Raw genomic sequence first — 19,627 nt, forward strand, 5'->3', positions numbered from 1 at the left:
AAAATTAAATTCCCATTTTCTGAATCAATCTATCCGCAATCGTATTGCCAATAGATAGGCTTGAAGTTGCAGCGGGAGACGGTGCGTTCAATATGTGAATCATTTGCTGAGTTTCCTCAATTAAGAAATCATCAATTAAAGAGCCGTCTTTTAAACATGCTTGTGCACGTACACCTGCACCCCCCTCGCAAAGATCTGATTCTTGTACTTCCGGAATAAGTTTTTGAAGTGCTTTTGTAAAAGCAGCTTTTGAATAAGAACGATATATTTCACCTAAACCAGTTCTCCAATATTTCATGGCAACTTTCCTGAACCCTTTCCAAGAAATGCTCTCCCATAACTCAGACGCATTAAAATCTGTTTTGTGATATCCTTCTCGTCTATATGCCAACACTGCATTTGGACCTGCCTCCACTCCACCATCAATATGTCGGGTGAAATGAACACCTAAAAACGGAAATGAAGGGTCGGGGACAGGGTAAATAAGGTGTTTAACCAAATGCTTTCTTTCTTCTTTTATTTTATAGTACTCTCCCCTGAATGGAATAATCTTCATATTGGGTTCTTGAGGGTTATCCATTTGGAATATCTTGTCACTGAAGAGTCCGGCACAATTAATCCCAAAATGACAAGGATAGCTGCCTTGGTTAGTTTCAATGGTAAGTTGATTATTGTGTTTGTGAATCCCTTTAACCTTTTGGTTGAATAATATCTCTCCACCCCTTGCTACAATTAACTCTGCTAATTTTGCTGAAACTTTTTTGTAGTCAATGATTCCCGTTTGTTTAACCCGTATGGCTTTGACACCTGCAACATGAGGCTCTAAATATTTTATTTCATCTTCTTCAAGATAAATAAGGTCTTCCAGTCCGTTCTCTTTTCCGCGTTCAAAGAGTTTTTCAAGTCGGGGAACTTCTTCTTCAGATGTGGCTACAATGAGTTTCCCACAAATGTCATATTCAATCCCGTTCTCATCACAGAACTCGAGCAGCAGGTCGTAACCCCAGCGACAGTTGTTTGCCTTTAAACTACCGGGTTTATAGTAAATGCTCGAGTGGATAACTCCCGAATTGTGCCCTGTCTGATGGGCTGCCACTTTATTCTCTTTTTCAAGAATGGTGATTTTATAATCCGGTTTTTTCTTTTGCAGTTGATACGCAGTGGCAAGCCCGACAATGCCTCCGCCTATAATAATGATACGTTTACTCATGTTTGTTTGAGTTCTGATTCTCTGCAATTTTTTTCTCTAATCTGCTGATTTCTCTTTCCAGTCTTTCCGCTTTCTCTTCTGCTTTGTGGGTTCTCCTGTATTTGGGATAAAGCAATACAATCATGAGCAGAATGCCAATCACAAAAGCCAGGAACAGCAATACAAAGAGAGGAAGTGAAAAACTCCAGAAGTAAAAAGTTACGACTTGTTGCGAGCTGTTTTGCAGCGCAAGGGTAACAATCAGTCCCACTAATACAAGGGTTGCAATCAATCTAAACAGATTTTTGTCAGGTTTATTTTGATTCATAGGTTTGTGTACACATAAGGTTTGGGGCACAAAGGACGCAATTATTCGGATAAGTTTGAAAGAAAATGTGAAGTGGATTGAAAATAGCTTTTCTATCCTTAAAAACTTGTTTATCCGATTTTACTTTATCTTTGTTTTGCTCAAAACTTAAAACAAATATGAAAAACCATGTCAAAACCCTACTCCTATTAAGCATTGTAGCGATATTTACGATACATTCCTGCAAGAAAGATTCATTTGAGGGAGAATACAAACTTACCTTTAACGTAACCGATATAATAAGCAAAAAGCCTATTAAAGGAGCGAGTGTGGGAGTAATGGAAATAAGTAAAAACGACTTCTATGGATGGGGAGCCAGAACCGTTGGAGTTGGATATACAGATAGCAAGGGAGAGTATTCCATTTCATTTCATGTAAGCGAAGAATACAGATACGAATTTTTAGTCAATGCTCCACGTTATTTTGAATCGATGCCCGAAGACTTGGATATATCAGTCAAAGGCAAGAGCACGGTAGATGCCATGCTTACTCCTTATGGCTATCTCAATCTCCATATAGTTGGGAATAAAGGCGGATTGTCAATGGGGGGGGGTATCACCAACCGGAGGAGAGGGGGGGCTTGGCGACTTTCGTACAGGATGCGACACCATCAAAATATTTACTATTAGACCAACACATGCCTGCGAAATCCATTACAGCGTACTTCAATATTATGATGCCAATGGAGAGCCCGTAAAAACTAGATATTCTGACACCCTGCCCCCCCCACAGCCTTTTGATACCATATACCACAAAATAGAATTTTAAACACCCCAGCCTTCTCGCAAAGACGTGGTAGGAGACATGATGTGAGAGCTTATAAAATATACTGATATGAATATAATCAACAAAACATTAATTTTATGAAAAGCCTCAAACTCATTACAACAACTGTAGTACTCGCTTTTGCGGTCAACGCAAATGCTCAGGAACTTGACAGTAATGCCAATCTCAAAAACGTTTTAGATTGGTTCTATGCTCCATTGGACACATCTTCTTACATAACCTCCGGATTGTTTATGGACAAAGTGGGTATGGATTACTTTCTCCTTAAAAAACTTGTTTTATCCGATTTTACTTTATCTTTGTCTTACATAAAACACAGGTTACAATGAAACACACAATTTCTATTTATCTCATTTTTAGCATCTTAATGATCCTTTTAACGGAGTGTAAGAAAATAGGACCTTACGATGGCGAATATGAAATTAGCGGTAAGGTGTTGGATGAACTCACGGGCAAGCCTATACCACACGCCTTGGTTGGCGTATTAGAAACAAGTAGAGAAGATTTCTCCGGCTGGGGAGCAAAGACAATAATAAGTGGCTATACTGATGAAAACGGTTCGTTTAGCTACCGCTTTAAGGCTGATGAAAATAAGAACTACTATGAACTTGTAGCCAAGGAAAACCAGAAGTATTTTGAAAAATCCAGCTTCCCGCGTATTACCTTTAACAGCAAAGGCAAAAGCACGATGAATGTTACTCTTATGCCTTATGGATATTTGACTTTACATATTAAAGGGAATAAGGGGGGGGCTTTTATGAGTATTGAATATTCTCAATTTAGGCGAGGGGTTGATACTTCTATTACTTTTCATAAAGAGCCTAATAAAGAGACACTATTTTATTATAGTGTATATGACGGTATGGGTACAAGTACAATATATGGCAATTTGATTTATAAAGATACTCTTAATATAAATACTCCTTCCCCCCCCGATACCGCCTTTTATTTAATCGAATTTTAACCAACTAAAAAACAAAAGATATGAAAAAATTAAGACACATTTTAGCAATTTGCCTGCTATTAGTAGGCTCTTACAGCGCAAAGGCGCAGACACCACCTGACAGTACTTCTGGTCTTAAAGAAATGCTTGAATGGATGTATGCCCCTTTGGACACATCACATTTTATTACCACAGGTTTGTTAATGGATAAGGGGTTAATGGACTCCTCCCTCTTTTGGTATCGAGGATTGGCAACTGACAGCCTTTCTTTTTCTTCTGGATGGTATCAGTTGTATTACAACAGTTATAATGCACAAGTTGACAAAGACACCAGTATAGTTCCAATAGAAAACGTGTATTCCCTTGCGGGTTCCTATATTGACAATGGCTATATACCGCTCATGGGACTGTGGTTTGACTACAATCACCTTCATCCGGAAGCATTTGACAGCGGATGGGTAGATACCTCTGGTGGGCAAGTCTTTACTACGGGAATAGCCAATCCCTTTCTTACTGACTCTTTATTTTCTATAGCCTCACCCATAGATGATACTTATGCCTTTTCTGATACTTTAAAACTGATTTTTCCTTCTGAACTTTTTTTTACGAATAGAGTTGACGGCATTGATCACATGGAAATAAGCATCAATGGAGGAGAGTGGCAACAAATGGATTTTAATTCGGAAATATTGATAATGGGTATAGGAGAAATAGCTGAAATAGGGGAAAAACAAGATTTTGAAATCAATCTAAGAATATATGTTTACCAGGGATTTATACTCAATTCCAAATTTAATATTGGAGTTATACGTGCAGACGAATATGATGCAGAAATTACTACTATTGTTGCAGACAGAGCCATTGTAGGAGACACTCCTGCTAAAGGATACGCGCCTATTAAATTTGGTAAAGACAAATATGGGACAAAGCATACCTGCCTAACAAAACCCCTGATTATAGTGGAAGGAATAGACTTTGGTACAAAAGAACATCCAACAGGCTGCCGTAATGGAAAATGCGGGGAAATAGGTTTGGTTGATATTCTTAACGGTGATAAAAATTACGAAAAATATCCTGAATTTGAGAATGGGCCTCTTCTGATAGCTACATTAGAAGCTGCTGGATATGATATTATTTACTTGGATTTTGAAGACGGAGCTACATATATGGAAGATAATGCAATGGTACTTGTCAAACTCATTCAGCACATAAACCAGTGGAAATGCAGTAATGAAGAAATTCTAGTGGCTGGTGTGAGTATGGGAGGGCAGGTAGCCAAATATGCGCTAAGCTATATGGAACATAATAATATGCCTCACTGCGTAAGAACTTATGTCTCCTTTGATTCTCCACATAAAGGGGCAAATGTCCCTTTGGGGTTTCAGCATCTTGCAAAGTTTTTTAAAGGATTACAATCGGAAGCAAAACACAATTACAAAAATAAACTACAGAGACCTGCAACTCGTCAGCTTCTGCTCAATCATTGTGATAGGGAGAATGGTAGTGCTGATAATTTACGTACGGAGTTTATGCAAAGACTTAATGATGTGGGGAACTATCCAACACTTTGCAGAAATATTGCTATTGCTAATGGGAGCCGTATAGGGCAAGACATGGGCTTTAATCCGGGCGACAGATTACTTAGTTGGCATCATCGTGGTTGGGTAGTTAATTACGGGGTAGATGTTGATATTTATGCACTTTGCGGAAAGGAGATCGACTTTGGGAGTGGATATTGGGATAGAATTATCTTTAATGGTGTTATTAAAAGCTTTATTGGTATTATTGGAATTAACTGGTACAGCCGAACAAAACTAAAACCGAGTAACTGTGTCTCTACCGACCATGTGCCGGGTGGATATAGAGAAGATATAAAAAGTCAGGCTGGATATCAACTTATTTATAAGGTATTTTATCTCGGCAAAATCAAGACCTATAATGACAAAGAATGTTTCATCCCTACCATCAGTTCTTTGGATATTAATACGTCAGACTATTTTTATGATATAAAGGGGAATATAGATCCTCCTGAAATTCCACACCCTTCCCTCTACCCTTTTCAATCTTATTATGCTCCTGACAATAACCAGAAGCATGTCTATATAAGCCCTGCAAATATAGCATGGTTAGTGGGTGAGTTAGCCAAAAACGATATTGGAATGGCATATCCTTTTGCAGGTACATATAATTTTGGAGAACCACTCAAAGACAGATTGCCGGGTGTGTATATTGGTTCTGGGGCTGTGGTACAAATCAACGGAAACTATGCTACAGGAGATGGTTCTGGCAGCACCGTCTATGTGCCTGAACAGGGTAGCACAATGTCTGTTGTCAAACGTGGTTGTAACAACAACGTAGTGGTGGATAATGGTGGCAACTTTATCATCGGAGATAACAATGGAGCAAATAATAATAAAGGTATTGTCTATATGACAGATGAGAGTATCCTTACCATAGAAACAGGAGGAACTCTCAGGATTAACAATGGTTCCAAGCTTGTAATCGAAGAAGGAGCAGAGTTAGTTATTCATCAGGGGGCAATCATTCTTTTGGAAGGAGAAGATGCTAAGATTGAGATTCTCGGGAAACTAAGGCTTCAAAACGGAGCCGTTTTCAATCCCCAAAAGGGCAGCGCCTCTCATGTAGGATATGTTCATTTCATAAGACCCTCCGGCTTTACCGGCAATCAGATTGTAGCCGAGGGTAATACCTCCTCAATCCAATTGACCGGCTCGGGCAAAAACAACCTTTTGCTCAAAGTAGAGGGCGGAGAGCTTCAGATACCACACCCCGCCTCCAATCCGGGCAATTATGTTGCCTCTGTGGCTGTTACAGACGGACTCATTGTGGTGTCGCAAGGAAGCAGTCTGAAATGTGGTTCAGACATTGCCTACGAAAATGTGCGCACCCGAGGGGGCGGTGCAGGACTTGTGCTGTGCGGGCAATCCAACTATTCGTTCCTCAATACCGATTTCAGAGAATTGGCAACAGGGATTCAGGTTATCAATGTATATTCAGACAGAATGGAATTTTTAGACATCTTGTTTAAAAATAATTCTTACGCAGGGATAGTATCCGATCAAAGCAGCCTCATTCTTGACAACTGTAGTTTTTATTATAACAATCAGGGAGTGCTGATTCAATCACCGGCTGCTGAGTCGGAAATCACAAACTCAATGTTCGGATTCAATGCAACTGCTGTGGCTCAGGCAGGTAATGGACTTTTGTACATTGAAGAAACCATTATTTTGAATGCTAACAATGGTATAGGAATTTCGTTTAACGCAGTATCAGATGACGGAGGAAGTCTTGTTCTTGCTTGTACCAAATTGTATTCAAACGCGGTTGGAATCGAAGCCGGAGTGAATACGGAAATAAACTTAAGTACAAGCACAGCTTCGGGTACTGCACCCTACTATTACGGAGGCAACAATTCATTCTGGGTAAATGGTAACTCCATCCGGCTGAATACATCCCTGCTGTATCTGAAAGACGGATACAATAACTTCATAGGAGAACCGTCCACAGGAGGCAGCCCGCCCTATCACTTTGTTACGGGAACTATCCCGGACAACATTACGGCAAATATTGATGCTACCGATAACTATTGGTATCCTTCGCCTCCCGGCTCAGATATTATTTCCGGAGGTGCAGATTATTTCAGTATCGGGAACTACAGCGGTGCCCCACCACCGCATTTGACCACTATAAAATTACATGGCGACATCCTCGCCAATGTAAATAGTCAGTGTTATGAGGATCCGGAAAACACAATATGGTATATACCCCTCTCGCGCTCAATGCCCGAAGACGGGAATCCAAAACCGCAACCACAAACAGCTTTTATTCTCTACCCGAACCCTGTTAATGACATCTTAGTTATAGAAACGGCTCAGGATAAACTCAACCCGACAGGCATTGATGATCCGGAGAAAAATACTATTAAGTCCGTTGAACTGTATGATGTTCAAGGTAAGAGGCTGGCAAAAGGTTCTCTCAACTCGGGACATTGGGAAATCTCTACACAAAAATTGGCAGAGGGTATTTATATTGTCAGAGTAATGACAGGAAATTCCGTTTACAACCAATATGTGAGGGTGCTGAGGTAAGTTAAGTATTAAAAAAAGGAGTAAAGAAATTAACGATGAATGAATCTGAAAAAATGAAATGTTATTATCACAAATCTATTCGCCTGCCCGAACTACGGGAAGGTTCGTTCATTCGGACTCTCCACTCTCTTTAATTTAATCTGTCATTAAACTTAATGCACAATAGGTAATTATTAATCGTGGTTTGCCACCTATATTTGCCACCGCGTCAGATGAAAAATTTCTTTCAAATACTTCAATATGCAAAGGGGCAAGGGAAGGAGATTTTTTTTAATATCTTTTTCAATCTTATCTTTATATTAAGTGGCGCATTTTCGCTCACATTAGCAATGCCACTACTCAAATTTCTGTTTTTGTCAGAAAAACCTGAGCTACCAGCTAAAACTAACAGTTTGGATTTTAATACAGTATATCAAAATGCGATGTCAGGTTTTTATGAATTGGTAGCCGAAGATAAAAAAACAGCTCTCCTTGTCATTTGCCTCTTTCTTATCGTTTCTATTACAATTAAAAATGTTTCAAGATATCTTGCACTAGTCAATCTTAAGATTTTGATTTTCAAAAGTATAGAGAAACTTAAGAATAAAATATTTGACAAAGTGCTCACACTCCCCATGAGCTTTTTTAATCATGAGAAAAAAGGTGATGTAATTTCCAGAATGAGCAATGATGCCAAAGAATTAGAGTGGGCAATGTCCACATCACTCGAATCCATTTTTAAAGATCCTGTTACAATCTTGATTTATCTCGGAATATTAATATACATGAGCCCCATGCTGACGTTATATGTGCTGTTGTTACTACCTGTTACAGCATTGATTGTGTCATTTTTAGGAAAAAAACTCAAAGCAAAATCAAAGCAAACACAAGAAAAATTAGGTGTTCTGATGTCATTTCTTGAAGAAGTTTTAGGCGGAATGAAGATTGTAAAAACCTTTAGTGCTGAAAATTTGATGAGAAAAAAATTCGGGATGGTTAACCGAGAAACCACTAAACTCAGCATAAGTGTTAATAAAAGAGTAGATTCTGCATCACCCATATCCGAAATATTGGGAATAACTATTGCGGCTGTTTTGCTTTGGCTTGGCGGCAATATGGTTTTTGAAGGTGCAATAGAACCGGAGGTTTTTATAGGATACCTGATTGTTTTCAGCCAACTCATTCCACCTTTCAAACAGTTTTCTTCTGCATTTTATAATGCTCAAAAAGGAATCGCTGGCGCAAATAGGTTGGAAGAAATTATGGCAACGGATATCCAAATCTACGAAAATCCAAATGCCCTCACTTTAGAAACATTCCAACATCAAATTGAATTCAAGAATGTTAGCTTTAGTTATGGACACCACAAGGTTTTACAAAACATAAACCTGACAATTCCAAAAGGGAAAAAGATTGCATTAGTAGGTCAATCAGGCTCCGGCAAAACTACACTGACAGAATTAGTGCCTCGATTGTATGACATATCAGAAGGCGAAATCCTGATTGACGGGCATAATATAAAAGACTTAAAATTTGCCTCACTAAGAAAACTGATTGGCACTGTAAATCAAGAATCTATCCTATTCAACGACAGTATTCGCAATAATCTTCTGATAGGCAAGCAAAATGCTGATGAAAATTCCATGATAGAAGCGCTGTGCATGGCAAATGCATGGGACTTTGTGAGTCAAAAAGATGCCGGTCTGGATGAAATCATTGGAGAGCGCGGCAACAAACTGAGCGGAGGACAAAAACAAAGAATCAGCATTGCCCGCGCCATTCTCAAGAATCCTGAAATATTGATTCTTGATGAAGCTACATCAGCACTTGACTCTGAATCAGAGAGGTATGTACAAGAGGCATTAGACACATTGGCAAGCGGTCGTACCACTTTGGTAATTGCACACAGGCTTTCAACTATTTTAGATGCAGACGAGATTGTTGTGATGTCAGAGGGAAAAATTGTAGAACAAGGTTCGCACAAGTTGTTGTTAGAGAAAAACGGAGTATATAAAAAATTGTATCAGATTCAGTTTCAGGATAATTAATCTTATATATCCCGTTGATATACAAGGCAGTAACAACAAAAATCAAAAGTTCTGAAATTTTCATTACAAATACATTTTAGAATTAAAAAAGAATTCTTACATTTGCACCCCATTTAAAAAGACAAGGCTATGTCAAGAGTATGTGATTTAACCGGAAAGAAAGCAATGAAGGGAAATAACGTTTCCCACTCAAACAGAAAAACCAAGAGAAGATTTTATCCAAATCTTCAAGAGAAGCGATTCTTTATTCCGGAAACTGGCGAATGGATAACGCTAAAAGTATCAACTTCTGCAATTCGTACTATAAACAAAATAGGTATTACAGAAGCATTAAACAGAGTTATTAACAACGGAAAAATCTAAGCACAATGGCTAAAAGTAAAGGAAATAGAGTTCAGGTAATTTTGGAATGTACCGAGCAGAAGAACACCAATGTTCCGGGCATCTCAAGATATATTACAACAAAAAACAAGAAAAATACAACTGAGAGGATAGAACTTAAAAAATTCAATCCTTATTTAAAGAAAGTTACCGTACACAAAGAAATTAAATAATCATGGCAAAGAAGGCAATTTCAAAACTACAAGGCGTAGAAAGAAAAGGATATATTAAAGTAATCAAAGCTGTAAAATCAGAAAAAACAGGAGCTTATACTTTTAAAGAAGAAGTTCTGCCTGAAGATTTGGCTAAGAATTACTTTAAATCATAAGATATTGTAAACAAATAGTTTCATACAAGCTCTCTGAACAGAGGGCTTTTTTCGTTTAATAAAATGGCATTTTTTGATTTTCTAAAAAAGAAACCGAGCGAGCAGGAAGAAAAAGACGCACTCAATCATGGATTAGAGAAAACACGTACGTCTTTTCTTGGAAAACTTGGACGCATAGTAGCCGGAAAATCCGAAGTGGATGATGATTTTCTGGATGAATTGGAAGAAGTACTTATTACATCTGATGTGGGTCTAAAAACCACGCTCAAAATTATTGACAGACTCAAGACAAGAGCAGAAAAAGACAAATATATCAACAAGAATGAACTGCAAACCTTTTTAAAAGATGAAATTTCAAAATTACTAACCGAGAACAAAGAAAAAGGCGCTATTCAAAATAATTTCAAAATTGAAAGCATAACAAAAGAAAACCCATTGGTACTGATGGTTGTTGGGGTCAACGGTGTTGGCAAAACAACTACCATTGGAAAGCTTGCACACCAGTTTAAGCAAGCAGGTGCAAAAGTTTTGTTAGCTGCGGGGGACACCTTTAGGGCAGGTGCTGTTGACCAATTGAAAATTTGGAGTGAACGAGCCGATGTAGATTTCTATTCACAAGGAATGAATACAGATCCCGCAGCAGTAGCTTTTGAAGCAGTAAAAAAAGGCAAAGAAGAAGGCTATGACATCATTATTCTGGATACTGCAGGACGATTACACAACAAAATCAATCTGATGAATGAGCTTGCCAAAATTAAAAGAGTGATGAGCAAAATTATTCCAGAGGCTCCCCACGAAGTTATGCTCGTTTTAGATGCCTCCACCGGTCAGAACGCCTTTGAACAAGCAGATAAATTTACACAAGCCACAGAAGTTACTTCGCTGGCTTTAACCAAACTTGACGGCACTGCCAAAGGAGGCGTAGTAATTGGCATAAGTGATAGTTTTGGAGTGCCTGTTAAATATATAGGTGTGGGTGAAAAAATGGAAGATTTACGCATTTTTGCACCTGTTGAATTTATAGAATCATTGTTTTATGAGAGCAAGATCAGCTAAGAAAAATAAAATCAATATTGTAACATTAGGTTGCAGTAAAAATCTTGTGGACTCTGAAGTCATGCTCAGTCAACTCAAGAACAATAACATGGAAGTAACCCACGAATCACATAAGGATGATGCAAACATTGTTATTATCAATACATGTGGATTTATTGACTTAGCAAAAGACGAATCTGTACAAACCATCCTAAACTATGCTCAGGCGAAATCGCAAGGGAGAATTGAAAAACTATTAGTTACCGGTTGCTTATCAGAAAGATACAAAAGTGATTTAACCAAAGAAATTCCCGAGGTAGATGCATGGTTTGGAACAAGAGAACTGCCCAAGCTACTGCAAACACTTGGCGCAGACTATAAACACGAATTAGTTGGCGAGAGACTCACAACAACACCTTTTCATTATGCTTATCTAAAAATTTCTGAAGGATGTGACAGACCTTGCTCATTTTGTGCTATTCCTCTCATGCGCGGCAAACATGTCTCTAAACCCATTGAGTTCATTGTTCAGGAAGCTGAAAACTTGGTCAAAAATGGGTTGAAGGAGTTGATACTAATTGCCCAAGACTCAACATATTATGGTCTTGATTTATATGGCGAACGTAAACTGGCAGCATTATTGGATGCGCTTGCGCAAGTAAATGGAGTGGAATGGTTGCGCTTACACTATGTTTTCCCCTCTCAATTCCCTATGGATGTTCTTGATGTGATTGCCAAACATGACAACATCTGTAAATATATTGATATCCCTGTGCAGCACATTGCAGATCCGGTGTTAAAAGCTATGCGCAGAGGCATTACCAAACACAGAACCATTGAACTACTGAATTCTATTAGAGAGAAACTACCGGAAGCAGTTATCAGAACTACATTAATTGTAGGACACCCCGGAGAATCTGAGCAAGAATTTGAAGAATTATGTGAATTTATTTCCGAATTTAAATTTGACAGATTAGGAGTTTTTGCCTACTCACACGAAGAAGGCACGCATTCGTTTACACTCGAGGACAATGTTTCTCAAGAAGAAAAAGAAAGAAGGGTTGCAACCATTATGGAAATACAAAGCCGTATTTCCGAAGAAAAAAATCAGCTTAAGGTTAGTAAAATATTTAAAGTTTTAATTGACAGAAAGGAAGGAAACTGGTTTGTTGGAAGAACCGAAGGTGATTCGCCCGATGTGGACAACGAAGTGCTATTTGATGCAAATCAATACTTTCTCAGACAAGGGGATTTTGTTCATGCGGAGATTCTTTCTGCAACAGAGTACGATTTAATTGCTAAACCCGTATAAATGATTTATTCAGTTTCACATCAGGAATTGGACATCCTTTCAACATTTGTTAAATCATTCATTTTTAATGAAAAGACAACAGAGTTCTTGCAGATAAAGAATGATTTCAGCAAGGTAAAAGTACAAATTGAGCTACGAAAAGGTTTTAACCAAATCCAGCGCAACGTTTTGGCGGATGAAATGGAAAAACAATATTCATTTCTGACTGAAAAAGAGAAAACAGATTCAGCGGTTTGGAACAATATTCAACTGCTTAGAGAACAAAACTCCTACACACTCACCACCGGGCAGCAGATTCATATCTTTTTAGGACCGATGTATGTTCCACACAAGATTATGAGCACTGTATCTAACTGTCTAAAACTAAAAGAAGAATACCCCGAATTCAATTTTATACCCATTTTTTGGATGGCTACCGAAGATCACGACTTTGAAGAAATTAGGTCTGTCAAACTATGGAATAAGGAATTCGTCTGGCAGGAAGAATCAGGAGGGGCAACAGGAGCGTTAAGCTGTCGAAACATTTTAAATGTAATTGAACAAATCCGAAGCAGTTTCAACCTAAAACCGGAAGAAAACTCCATACTATCAATATTTGAAACGTTTTACTCCAACTCTAACACACTATCAGAAGCTACCATCAAAATTGTCAATCATTTCTATGGTCAATACGGAGTGATTGCTTTTGATGCTAATAAAAAGTCTTTAAAAGAATATTTCACACCCTATATTATTAAAGAACTTAAAGAAGGATTTACGTACAAAGCCGTAAAATCATTTTCTGACGTCATCAAAAACAAAGGTTTTAATACACAAATTGGCGCCAGAGATACCGCGTTATTTTTATTTGTAAACAACAAACGTGAGCGAATAGATAGGGTTGACAATGACAATTTCAAACTACATCCATCCGGTCGCATATACACCACAACAGAATTACTTCAAATTGTCGAATCCAATCCTGAATTATTTAGTCCTAATGTTGCATTACGTCCTTTATTCGAGGAAGTAATTCTGCCAAATCTAGCATATTTTGGCGGTGCCGGAGAAGTAGCATATTGGTTTCAACTAAAAAATGTATTTGAACAATGTAATATCCCAATGCCTATCTTAATATTAAGGAATATGGCTGTCTATATTAGCGGCAAATCGCTCAAGGCATGGGAAGAATTAGGATTTTCCGTAAATGAGCTACTATTATCATCCGATACTTTCCAAAAGATTCTAACAGAAAAGATAGCGAGTAACTCAACATACTTACATATTGAACAAGAGTTTGAAGCATTTATTCAAAAAATTTGTGACACTACATATCAAATTGATTCTCAGAGCGTCAAATCAATAAAATCCTCCACAAAAGAGTGGAAGAAAAGTTTGAAGTCACATTTTGATACTTTGGAAGCAAAAATCCTTGAACAAAATACTTCTAAAATTAAAAAAATAGAAAAAATTCGCTCAATCATATATACCGAAAACACATTACAGGAACGCACATTCAGCTTTCTTGAACACTGTTTTAAAGCAAATATCGGCAAAGATTATTTACAGGACACATATACTAATAACACAAATATTGACGTTATAGTCGATTAAAAAGCAAGGATTATCAATTTCAAACATTCGAATTGAAATGAGAAAAAAGTAAAAAAAATTTGCTGCATTCCATTTAATACTTATTTTTGCGCCCTAAATCGACAAAAAAATCAATACATAAATAACATGACAACAGTAAAATCAGTATTGTTCAGTTTACTAAGTTTAGGTGTAATTTCAGTCTACGGACAGACAGAAAACACCAATAATACTTGGAAAAGACACCCATTTGCACAAGTAAAATATCCTGATGGGAAAGGAGGTGAAAACGTACAAAAAGACTCAGGACAGCACATGCAAGCAAGCGGTTTCTTGGACAGAAGAGCTAAGAAATGGTCTGTTGGGCTAAAAGGCGGAATCACACAATTTTATGGTGATGCCGACAAAAGCAAAATTGGTTGGAATGCCGGTTTATTTGTAAAGTATTCTATTTCGCAAACATTTGCATTAAGAGGTGAATACAATATGGGTACATTGGCTGGTGAAAGAAAAGACCAAGGTCCAACACTATTTAAAGATGGATTTAAGTTTAACAGCAAAATTCAAGATTGGAATGTTCAAGCCCAATTTACACTTGGTAATATTTCATTTATTAGACCTTTAAGAAAGACTCAAATGTATTTCTTTGGTGGTATTGGACAAGGAAGTTTCCGTTCAGAAGCTTCATTTACTGACCAAAGATTAACTTTGGGCGACTATTACCTAAACTCCTATTTTGGATTAGGTACACCAAACCCTAATTTAGGCAAAGAAGTAACCGAAAAATATGAGGGCAGACATTTGATTTTGCCTTTCGGATTTGGATTCAAGCATTATTTAAGCAAGAGTTTCGATTTAGGTCTTGAATATCGCATGACCTATTTAAGAAGTGATGACATAGATGTGTATAATACCGCAGTATGGAAAAACAGATGGTTTGATATGTATTCAATGACCAACGTAACGATTGCCTATAAATTTGGTAACAAAAACACTCAGCATTACGACTGGTTAAATCCCGTTGAGTCTATTTATGATAAAATGACTAAGCTAGATGAGAAAGTAACCAAAGTAACTGAGGATGATGACAAAGACGGTGTTTCTAACTATTTTGATAAAGAAACAAATACTCCTGAGGATTGCAATGTATATGGAAGCGGTAAATCCGTTGACTCTGATGGTGACGGAATTCCGGATTGCAAAGACAACGAACCTTTTTCTCCAAAAGGTGCACAAGTTGACGAAAACGGTGTAGCAGTTGACTCAGACGGTGATGGCGTTCCTGACATGCTTGATAAAGAACCTCATTCACGTCCTGGAGCACTTGTGGACAGAAACGGAGTAGAAGTTCTTCAGTGTTGCTCATGTGAAGATGTAGTATTCCCAAGTGTTTATTTCAGCACTGCTTCTGACGGCACAATTAAACCTGAATACTATGCAGTTTTATATCAAATTGCAGAAAGAATGAAAACTTGCCCTGATAAAAAATTAATTATCTCAGGCTCAGGTGACAAGAAAAGCTCAAAATACAACTCTTCAACTAACACAAGAAGAATTGATGCTATTGTTAAGCACTTGAATGAAAAATATGGTATTTCAAGAGACAGAATTATTACCGATTATAAAGGTGAAAAGAATACCAGCACTGATAAGTCAAACGCAAACAGAAGAATTGATTTCAGATTCTAACAAAATCTGTAAAAATACAAAACAAAAAAGCCTGTGAAATCACAGGCTTTTTTGTTTGAGAGATATTTGCAGGCAATTTTTATTGGCATATACAGTTGAAAAATGAAGTAAATTTGCAGCACATTTATTTGATCAACACACTTGCTTGAATTGTATAGTTAATCATGGAAAAGACCGAACTCATTGCAGAAATAAACAGATTACGAAAGGAGAAAAATGCGGTTATTTTAGCGCATTATTATCAAGAAGAAGATATACAAGATATTGCTAATTTTGTAGGAGACAGTCTAGCTCTCGCAAAGAAAGCAGCAGAAACTAATGCAGATATAATTGTTTTTTCGGGAGTACACTTTATGGCTGAAACTGCCAAAATTATTAATCCCAATAAAAAAGTTGTACTGCCGGATATGCGTGCAGGATGTTCATTAGCAGACGGCTGTCCACCTGATGCATTTCGGAAGTTTAAAGAGCAATACCCAGGACATGTCGTAGTTACCTATATCAACTGCTCAGCAGAAATTAAAACCATGAGCGACTGGGTTTGTACTTCATCCAATGCTAAAAAGATTATTAATGCCATTCCCAAGGAGCAGCCTGTTATTTTTGCACCTGACCAAAATCTTGGCAAGTACTTAATGCAGGAAACGGGCAGAGACATGGTTTTGTGGAAAGGCTCTTGCGTAGTGCATGAGGCCTTTTCTATAGAGAAACTTTTAGATTTAATAAGCAAATACCCTAACGCAAAAGTTGCGGCTCACCCTGAATCACAAACACACATTTTGAAAATAGCTGATTTTATTGGTTCCACAGCCGGTATTCTGAATTATATTAAAACAACCAATGAGACTGACACTTTTATTATAGCTACCGAAGCGGGCATTTTGCATAAAATGGCGCAAGACAACCCCAATAAAGTACTAATCCCAGCTCCTGTTGATGAAGACAATACATGTGCATGCAGCGAATGTGCATTTATGAAACTCAATACGCTGGAGAAATTATATCGTTGTTTAAGAGATGAAACTCCGGAAATAATATTGGAAAAAGAATTAATTGAAAAAGCTTTGGTTCCGATTGAGCGAATGTTGTCATTTTCATAATTAAATTCACATCCCAAATCAATCCTTACGCATAATTGACTTACGTTCACAATACTGATATTCTGGTTATAGGTTCCGGTGCATCCGGTTTATTCTTTGCGCTTAAAACAGCCAAAAAAAGACCTGACATCAATATTCTTATTATGACAAAAGCGTATGCAGATGAGAGTAATACACGATTTGCACAAGGAGGAATTGCAGTTGTAACAGACAACCTCAAAGCCAGTTTTGATAAACACATTGAAGATACAATGAATGCAGGAGGCGGCTTGAGTGACAGAAGAGTGGTCGAAATGGTTGTACATCAAGCACCTGAAAGATTAAAAGAACTTCTGGAGTTTAATGTGGAATTTGATAAAAAAAACAGCGGAGATTGGGACTTAGGTTTAGAAGGAGGGCACACACAACATAGAATTCTGCATCATAAAGATATTTCGGGTTCTGAAATATTAAACAAGTTGCTGCTTCAAAGTTTGAACACACCTAATATTAAGGTACTTGAAGATAGTATTGTTTTTGACCTCATCACCCATGCTGGCTCATGTTTAGGAGCCACATATTTTAATAAGAAAGAAAACAAACTTGAATCCATTTTAGCGCGCACTACTCTGTTGTGTACCGGAGGCAGCGGACAGATTTTCAAACATACTACAAACCCTAAAATTGCCACAGGAGATGGGGTTGCTATGGCATACAGAGCAGGTGCACAGATTAAAGACATGCAATACGTTCAATTTCACCCAACAGCACTATATGAAAAAGATAAAAACCCATACTTTCTGATTTCAGAAGCTGTACGAGGATTTGGAGCTTATATCGTGAATGATAAAGGTAATCGTTTTGTATTTGAAACAGACCCAAGAGGCGAACTTGCCACCAGAGACATTGTCACCAAAGCAATTGACAGAGAAATGGAAAACACAAGCAAAGAGAATGTTTACATAGATTGCAGACACTTGGATTATGACAAATTTTACCAACACTTCCCTACTATCACACAATATTGCAACAGCATAGGAATAGACATTAGAAAGGATTTAGTTCCTATTGTTCCGGTAGCGCATTATCAATGTGGGGGAATCAAAGTTGACATAGACTCACAAACATCCATACCTAATCTGTTTGCTGTAGGTGAATGTTCCTGCACGGGGCTACATGGCAAAAACCGATTAGCTTCTAATTCTTTGCTCGAGGCTTTAGTTTATGCACATCAAAGCTCAGAATACATTTCCAAACATATTGACAAAATTGAGTTACCAAATATTGATTTTAAAAAACAACAGGAGGAAATAATTGCATTCGCTGTTAATAGTGATACTTCCCAATTTGTCAGTAGCTTGAAAAAGCAATTGCAAGAAACAATGACTGCTCTCTTTTTGAAAAATACGCCTTTAGAGAAGGTTCAATTCATCCTTAATGAAATCAATACAAAGTACGTTGCGCTGATACATGGAGACTCAACCACACTACAACTTAAGGAACTACACAACATGTTAATTGTTGCAAACTTGATGCTAAGTGAGTTAATGGCTGAAAATCAACAAATAAACCCTCAGTCTAAGAATTAAACTTATCTTTCTCCAACAATTTGTAAGTTCTATTTTTCTGCATCCACATCATAGAACCATTGTGAAAATAATTTCCGGCATGAATCAAAAATGCTATCCAGAAACCCAATTCGGAAGCCACCCATTTTTTATCAGATTGTCGAATAATTTTTCTGAAAAACATAAATAAAAACAACATTCCACATAAACCCATCTCCGAAAACCAACGAATCAAACCACTCGCACCATCAAATTGATTAAAATGGGCAATGACAATCTGCTTATCATGTAGTGGTTTTGTAATAAACTCATTATATGCCTCACCATGACTGCCCAAACCTCCACCTGATATAGGGTTTTGAACAAATTGTTTCCAAGCAACTATTGTATTGAGATATATGGCACGCGATGAAGTATTGGTAGAATTGAGCGTTTGTACATCCGGCAATTCCGGAAAGTTTTTAAATATTGATAAAGTTTCAGTCACGCGAAGCTGAGTGCCTTTATAAAATGCAAACGATATAACCAATAAAAGCAACATCACCACCTTCATTATTATGCCTTTTGCCGAAGAACGTTTTATGATAGAAAAAATAAAATAAAGTACTAATACCAACCATCCGCCTCCACTAAAAGTAAAAAACAACCCTATGAACAGAATAAGCAAATACAATTTTTCATTTGCAAGCAAAACCCTTCCCTGTTCTAAATAATAAATTATAACGGGTATAAGAAGCATGGCTAATGGAAAAGGCTCATTGACAATACTAAAACATCTGTATAACCCAAGCCCTCCCCCTTTTTTGGGTGTAATGTGGATATCCAAGACATGCAGTATTTGTTCGGGGATAGTCAAAAATGCTGCAATAAAGGCAATACTGAAATAGATGTTCAAAATGTTATTTTTCTCTTCTTGCAACAAATAAATCACAATCCATGCATAACCAAAAAGCAACCATCCCGCTACTTGCTTTGCCCATTGAAAATATGAATAAGGATGAATCCAAAGACTGATGAGCGAGAGAGTCGCTATCACACCCACAAACAACAGCCATTTTTGTTTAAGTAATCTAACAAATCCCAATTTCATCACACCATACACAATGACAATCAGATATAATGGATAATACCAATAGAAATCGAAAAGGTGTTGAAAATTCTGAACTTTGCTTGTTACAAATACAGACAAAACCATCAAAAACGTGAGTACTTCTGCCACATTGGGAAACCTCTTTAATGTAA

The 19,627-nt window shown here is 37.5% G+C and carries 17 protein-coding genes; 14 read left to right on the plus strand and 3 right to left on the minus strand.

Annotated features, from left to right (window positions below):
- Window positions 1-4: 4 nt before the first annotated feature.
- Complete coding sequence (gene lhgO, locus M9892_04725) at window positions 5-1,210, minus strand: L-2-hydroxyglutarate oxidase (protein ID MCO5253655.1); 1,206 nt, start codon at window positions 1,208-1,210, stop codon at window positions 5-7.
- Window positions 1,203-1,517, minus strand: coding sequence for a LapA family protein (locus tag M9892_04730; protein MCO5253656.1), 315 nt, complete (start codon window positions 1,515-1,517; stop codon window positions 1,203-1,205). The genes lhgO and M9892_04730 overlap by 8 nt, the downstream gene beginning before the upstream one ends.
- 158 nt (window positions 1,518-1,675) lie before the next feature.
- Here M9892_04730 and M9892_04735 point away from each other — a divergent pair, with 158 nt between their 5' ends.
- The 14 genes from M9892_04735 (at window position 1,676) to nadB (ending at window position 18,406) form a co-directional block, all read left to right on the plus strand.
- On the plus strand, window positions 1,676-2,185 hold the full coding sequence (locus M9892_04735) for a hypothetical protein (protein ID MCO5253657.1): 510 nt from the start codon (window positions 1,676-1,678) through the stop codon (window positions 2,183-2,185).
- A gap of 234 nt (window positions 2,186-2,419) precedes the next feature.
- Window positions 2,420-2,671: a hypothetical protein gene (locus tag M9892_04740; protein MCO5253658.1), complete on the plus strand. Its 252-nt coding sequence runs from the start codon at window positions 2,420-2,422 to the stop codon at window positions 2,669-2,671.
- Window positions 2,668-3,306, plus strand: a complete 639-nt coding sequence (locus M9892_04745; GenBank protein ID MCO5253659.1) for a hypothetical protein — start codon at window positions 2,668-2,670, stop codon at window positions 3,304-3,306. Before M9892_04740 ends, M9892_04745 begins: the two co-directional genes overlap by 4 nt.
- Window positions 3,307-3,326: 20 nt before the next feature.
- Window positions 3,327-7,394 carry a T9SS type A sorting domain-containing protein gene (locus M9892_04750; protein ID MCO5253660.1) on the plus strand — a complete coding sequence of 1,356 codons (4,068 nt, stop codon included), beginning with the start codon at window positions 3,327-3,329 and terminating at the stop codon, window positions 7,392-7,394.
- A gap of 212 nt (window positions 7,395-7,606) precedes the next feature.
- A complete protein-coding gene (locus M9892_04755) occupies window positions 7,607-9,421 on the plus strand; it encodes an ABC transporter ATP-binding protein/permease (GenBank protein ID MCO5253661.1) in 1,815 nt (604 codons plus the stop codon).
- 129 nt (window positions 9,422-9,550) lie between these two features.
- Window positions 9,551-9,784: a 50S ribosomal protein L28 gene (gene rpmB, locus M9892_04760; protein MCO5253662.1), complete on the plus strand. Its 234-nt coding sequence runs from the start codon at window positions 9,551-9,553 to the stop codon at window positions 9,782-9,784.
- A gap of 5 nt (window positions 9,785-9,789) precedes the next feature.
- Window positions 9,790-9,975: a 50S ribosomal protein L33 gene (gene rpmG, locus M9892_04765; protein MCO5253663.1), complete on the plus strand. Its 186-nt coding sequence runs from the start codon at window positions 9,790-9,792 to the stop codon at window positions 9,973-9,975.
- Window positions 9,976-9,977: 2 nt separating this feature from the next.
- Entirely contained in the window at window positions 9,978-10,130 is a 153-nt protein-coding gene (locus M9892_04770) for a DUF4295 domain-containing protein (protein MCO5253664.1), read from the plus strand.
- 63 nt (window positions 10,131-10,193) lie between these two features.
- A complete protein-coding gene (gene ftsY / locus M9892_04775) occupies window positions 10,194-11,186 on the plus strand; it encodes a signal recognition particle-docking protein FtsY (GenBank protein MCO5253665.1) in 993 nt (330 codons plus the stop codon).
- Window positions 11,167-12,477, plus strand: a complete 1,311-nt coding sequence (gene rimO, locus M9892_04780) for a 30S ribosomal protein S12 methylthiotransferase RimO (GenBank protein ID MCO5253666.1) — start codon at window positions 11,167-11,169, stop codon at window positions 12,475-12,477. Before ftsY ends, rimO begins: the two co-directional genes overlap by 20 nt.
- Complete coding sequence (gene bshC, locus M9892_04785) at window positions 12,478-14,070, plus strand: bacillithiol biosynthesis cysteine-adding enzyme BshC (protein ID MCO5253667.1); 1,593 nt, start codon at window positions 12,478-12,480, stop codon at window positions 14,068-14,070.
- Between the two features lie 126 nt (window positions 14,071-14,196).
- Window positions 14,197-15,738 carry an outer membrane beta-barrel protein gene (locus M9892_04790; protein ID MCO5253668.1) on the plus strand — a complete coding sequence of 514 codons (1,542 nt, stop codon included), beginning with the start codon at window positions 14,197-14,199 and terminating at the stop codon, window positions 15,736-15,738.
- A 164-nt stretch (window positions 15,739-15,902) separates the two neighbouring features.
- The gene (gene nadA / locus M9892_04795; GenBank protein MCO5253669.1) at window positions 15,903-16,838 is read left to right on the plus strand and encodes a quinolinate synthase NadA; all 936 of its coding nucleotides are present in this window, start codon (window positions 15,903-15,905) and stop codon (window positions 16,836-16,838) included.
- A 35-nt stretch (window positions 16,839-16,873) separates the two neighbouring features.
- Window positions 16,874-18,406, plus strand: a complete 1,533-nt coding sequence (nadB, locus tag M9892_04800) for an L-aspartate oxidase (protein ID MCO5253670.1) — start codon at window positions 16,874-16,876, stop codon at window positions 18,404-18,406.
- Here the strand turns inward: nadB and M9892_04805 are convergent.
- On the minus strand, window positions 18,396-19,604 hold the full coding sequence (locus tag M9892_04805; protein MCO5253671.1) for an O-antigen ligase family protein: 1,209 nt from the start codon (window positions 19,602-19,604) through the stop codon (window positions 18,396-18,398). The genes nadB and M9892_04805 overlap by 11 nt on opposite strands.
- Window positions 19,605-19,627: the final 23 nt, after the last annotated feature.

The organism is Bacteroidota bacterium (genome assembly GCA_023957335.1).
Classification (GTDB): Bacteria; Bacteroidota; Bacteroidia; order NS11-12g; family UBA955; genus JALOAG01.

Bases quoted from the DNA above. Each gene is read 5' to 3' on its own strand.
- lhgO (MCO5253655.1), bottom strand. From the start codon at position 1,210: ATGAGTAAACGTATCATTATTATAGGCGGAGGCATTGTCGGGCTTGCC.
- M9892_04730 (MCO5253656.1), bottom strand. From the start codon at position 1,517: ATGAATCAAAATAAACCTGACAAAAATCTGTTTAGATTGATTGCAACC.
- M9892_04735 (MCO5253657.1), top strand. From the start codon at position 1,676: ATGAAAAACCATGTCAAAACCCTACTCCTATTAAGCATTGTAGCGATA.
- M9892_04740 (MCO5253658.1), top strand. From the start codon at position 2,420: ATGAAAAGCCTCAAACTCATTACAACAACTGTAGTACTCGCTTTTGCG.
- M9892_04745 (MCO5253659.1), top strand. From the start codon at position 2,668: ATGAAACACACAATTTCTATTTATCTCATTTTTAGCATCTTAATGATC.
- M9892_04750 (MCO5253660.1), top strand. From the start codon at position 3,327: ATGAAAAAATTAAGACACATTTTAGCAATTTGCCTGCTATTAGTAGGC.
- M9892_04755 (MCO5253661.1), top strand. From the start codon at position 7,607: ATGAAAAATTTCTTTCAAATACTTCAATATGCAAAGGGGCAAGGGAAG.
- rpmB (MCO5253662.1), top strand. From the start codon at position 9,551: ATGTCAAGAGTATGTGATTTAACCGGAAAGAAAGCAATGAAGGGAAAT.
- rpmG (MCO5253663.1), top strand. From the start codon at position 9,790: ATGGCTAAAAGTAAAGGAAATAGAGTTCAGGTAATTTTGGAATGTACC.
- M9892_04770 (MCO5253664.1), top strand. From the start codon at position 9,978: ATGGCAAAGAAGGCAATTTCAAAACTACAAGGCGTAGAAAGAAAAGGA.
- ftsY (MCO5253665.1), top strand. From the start codon at position 10,194: ATGGCATTTTTTGATTTTCTAAAAAAGAAACCGAGCGAGCAGGAAGAA.
- rimO (MCO5253666.1), top strand. From the start codon at position 11,167: ATGAGAGCAAGATCAGCTAAGAAAAATAAAATCAATATTGTAACATTA.
- bshC (MCO5253667.1), top strand. From the start codon at position 12,478: ATGATTTATTCAGTTTCACATCAGGAATTGGACATCCTTTCAACATTT.
- M9892_04790 (MCO5253668.1), top strand. From the start codon at position 14,197: ATGACAACAGTAAAATCAGTATTGTTCAGTTTACTAAGTTTAGGTGTA.
- nadA (MCO5253669.1), top strand. From the start codon at position 15,903: ATGGAAAAGACCGAACTCATTGCAGAAATAAACAGATTACGAAAGGAG.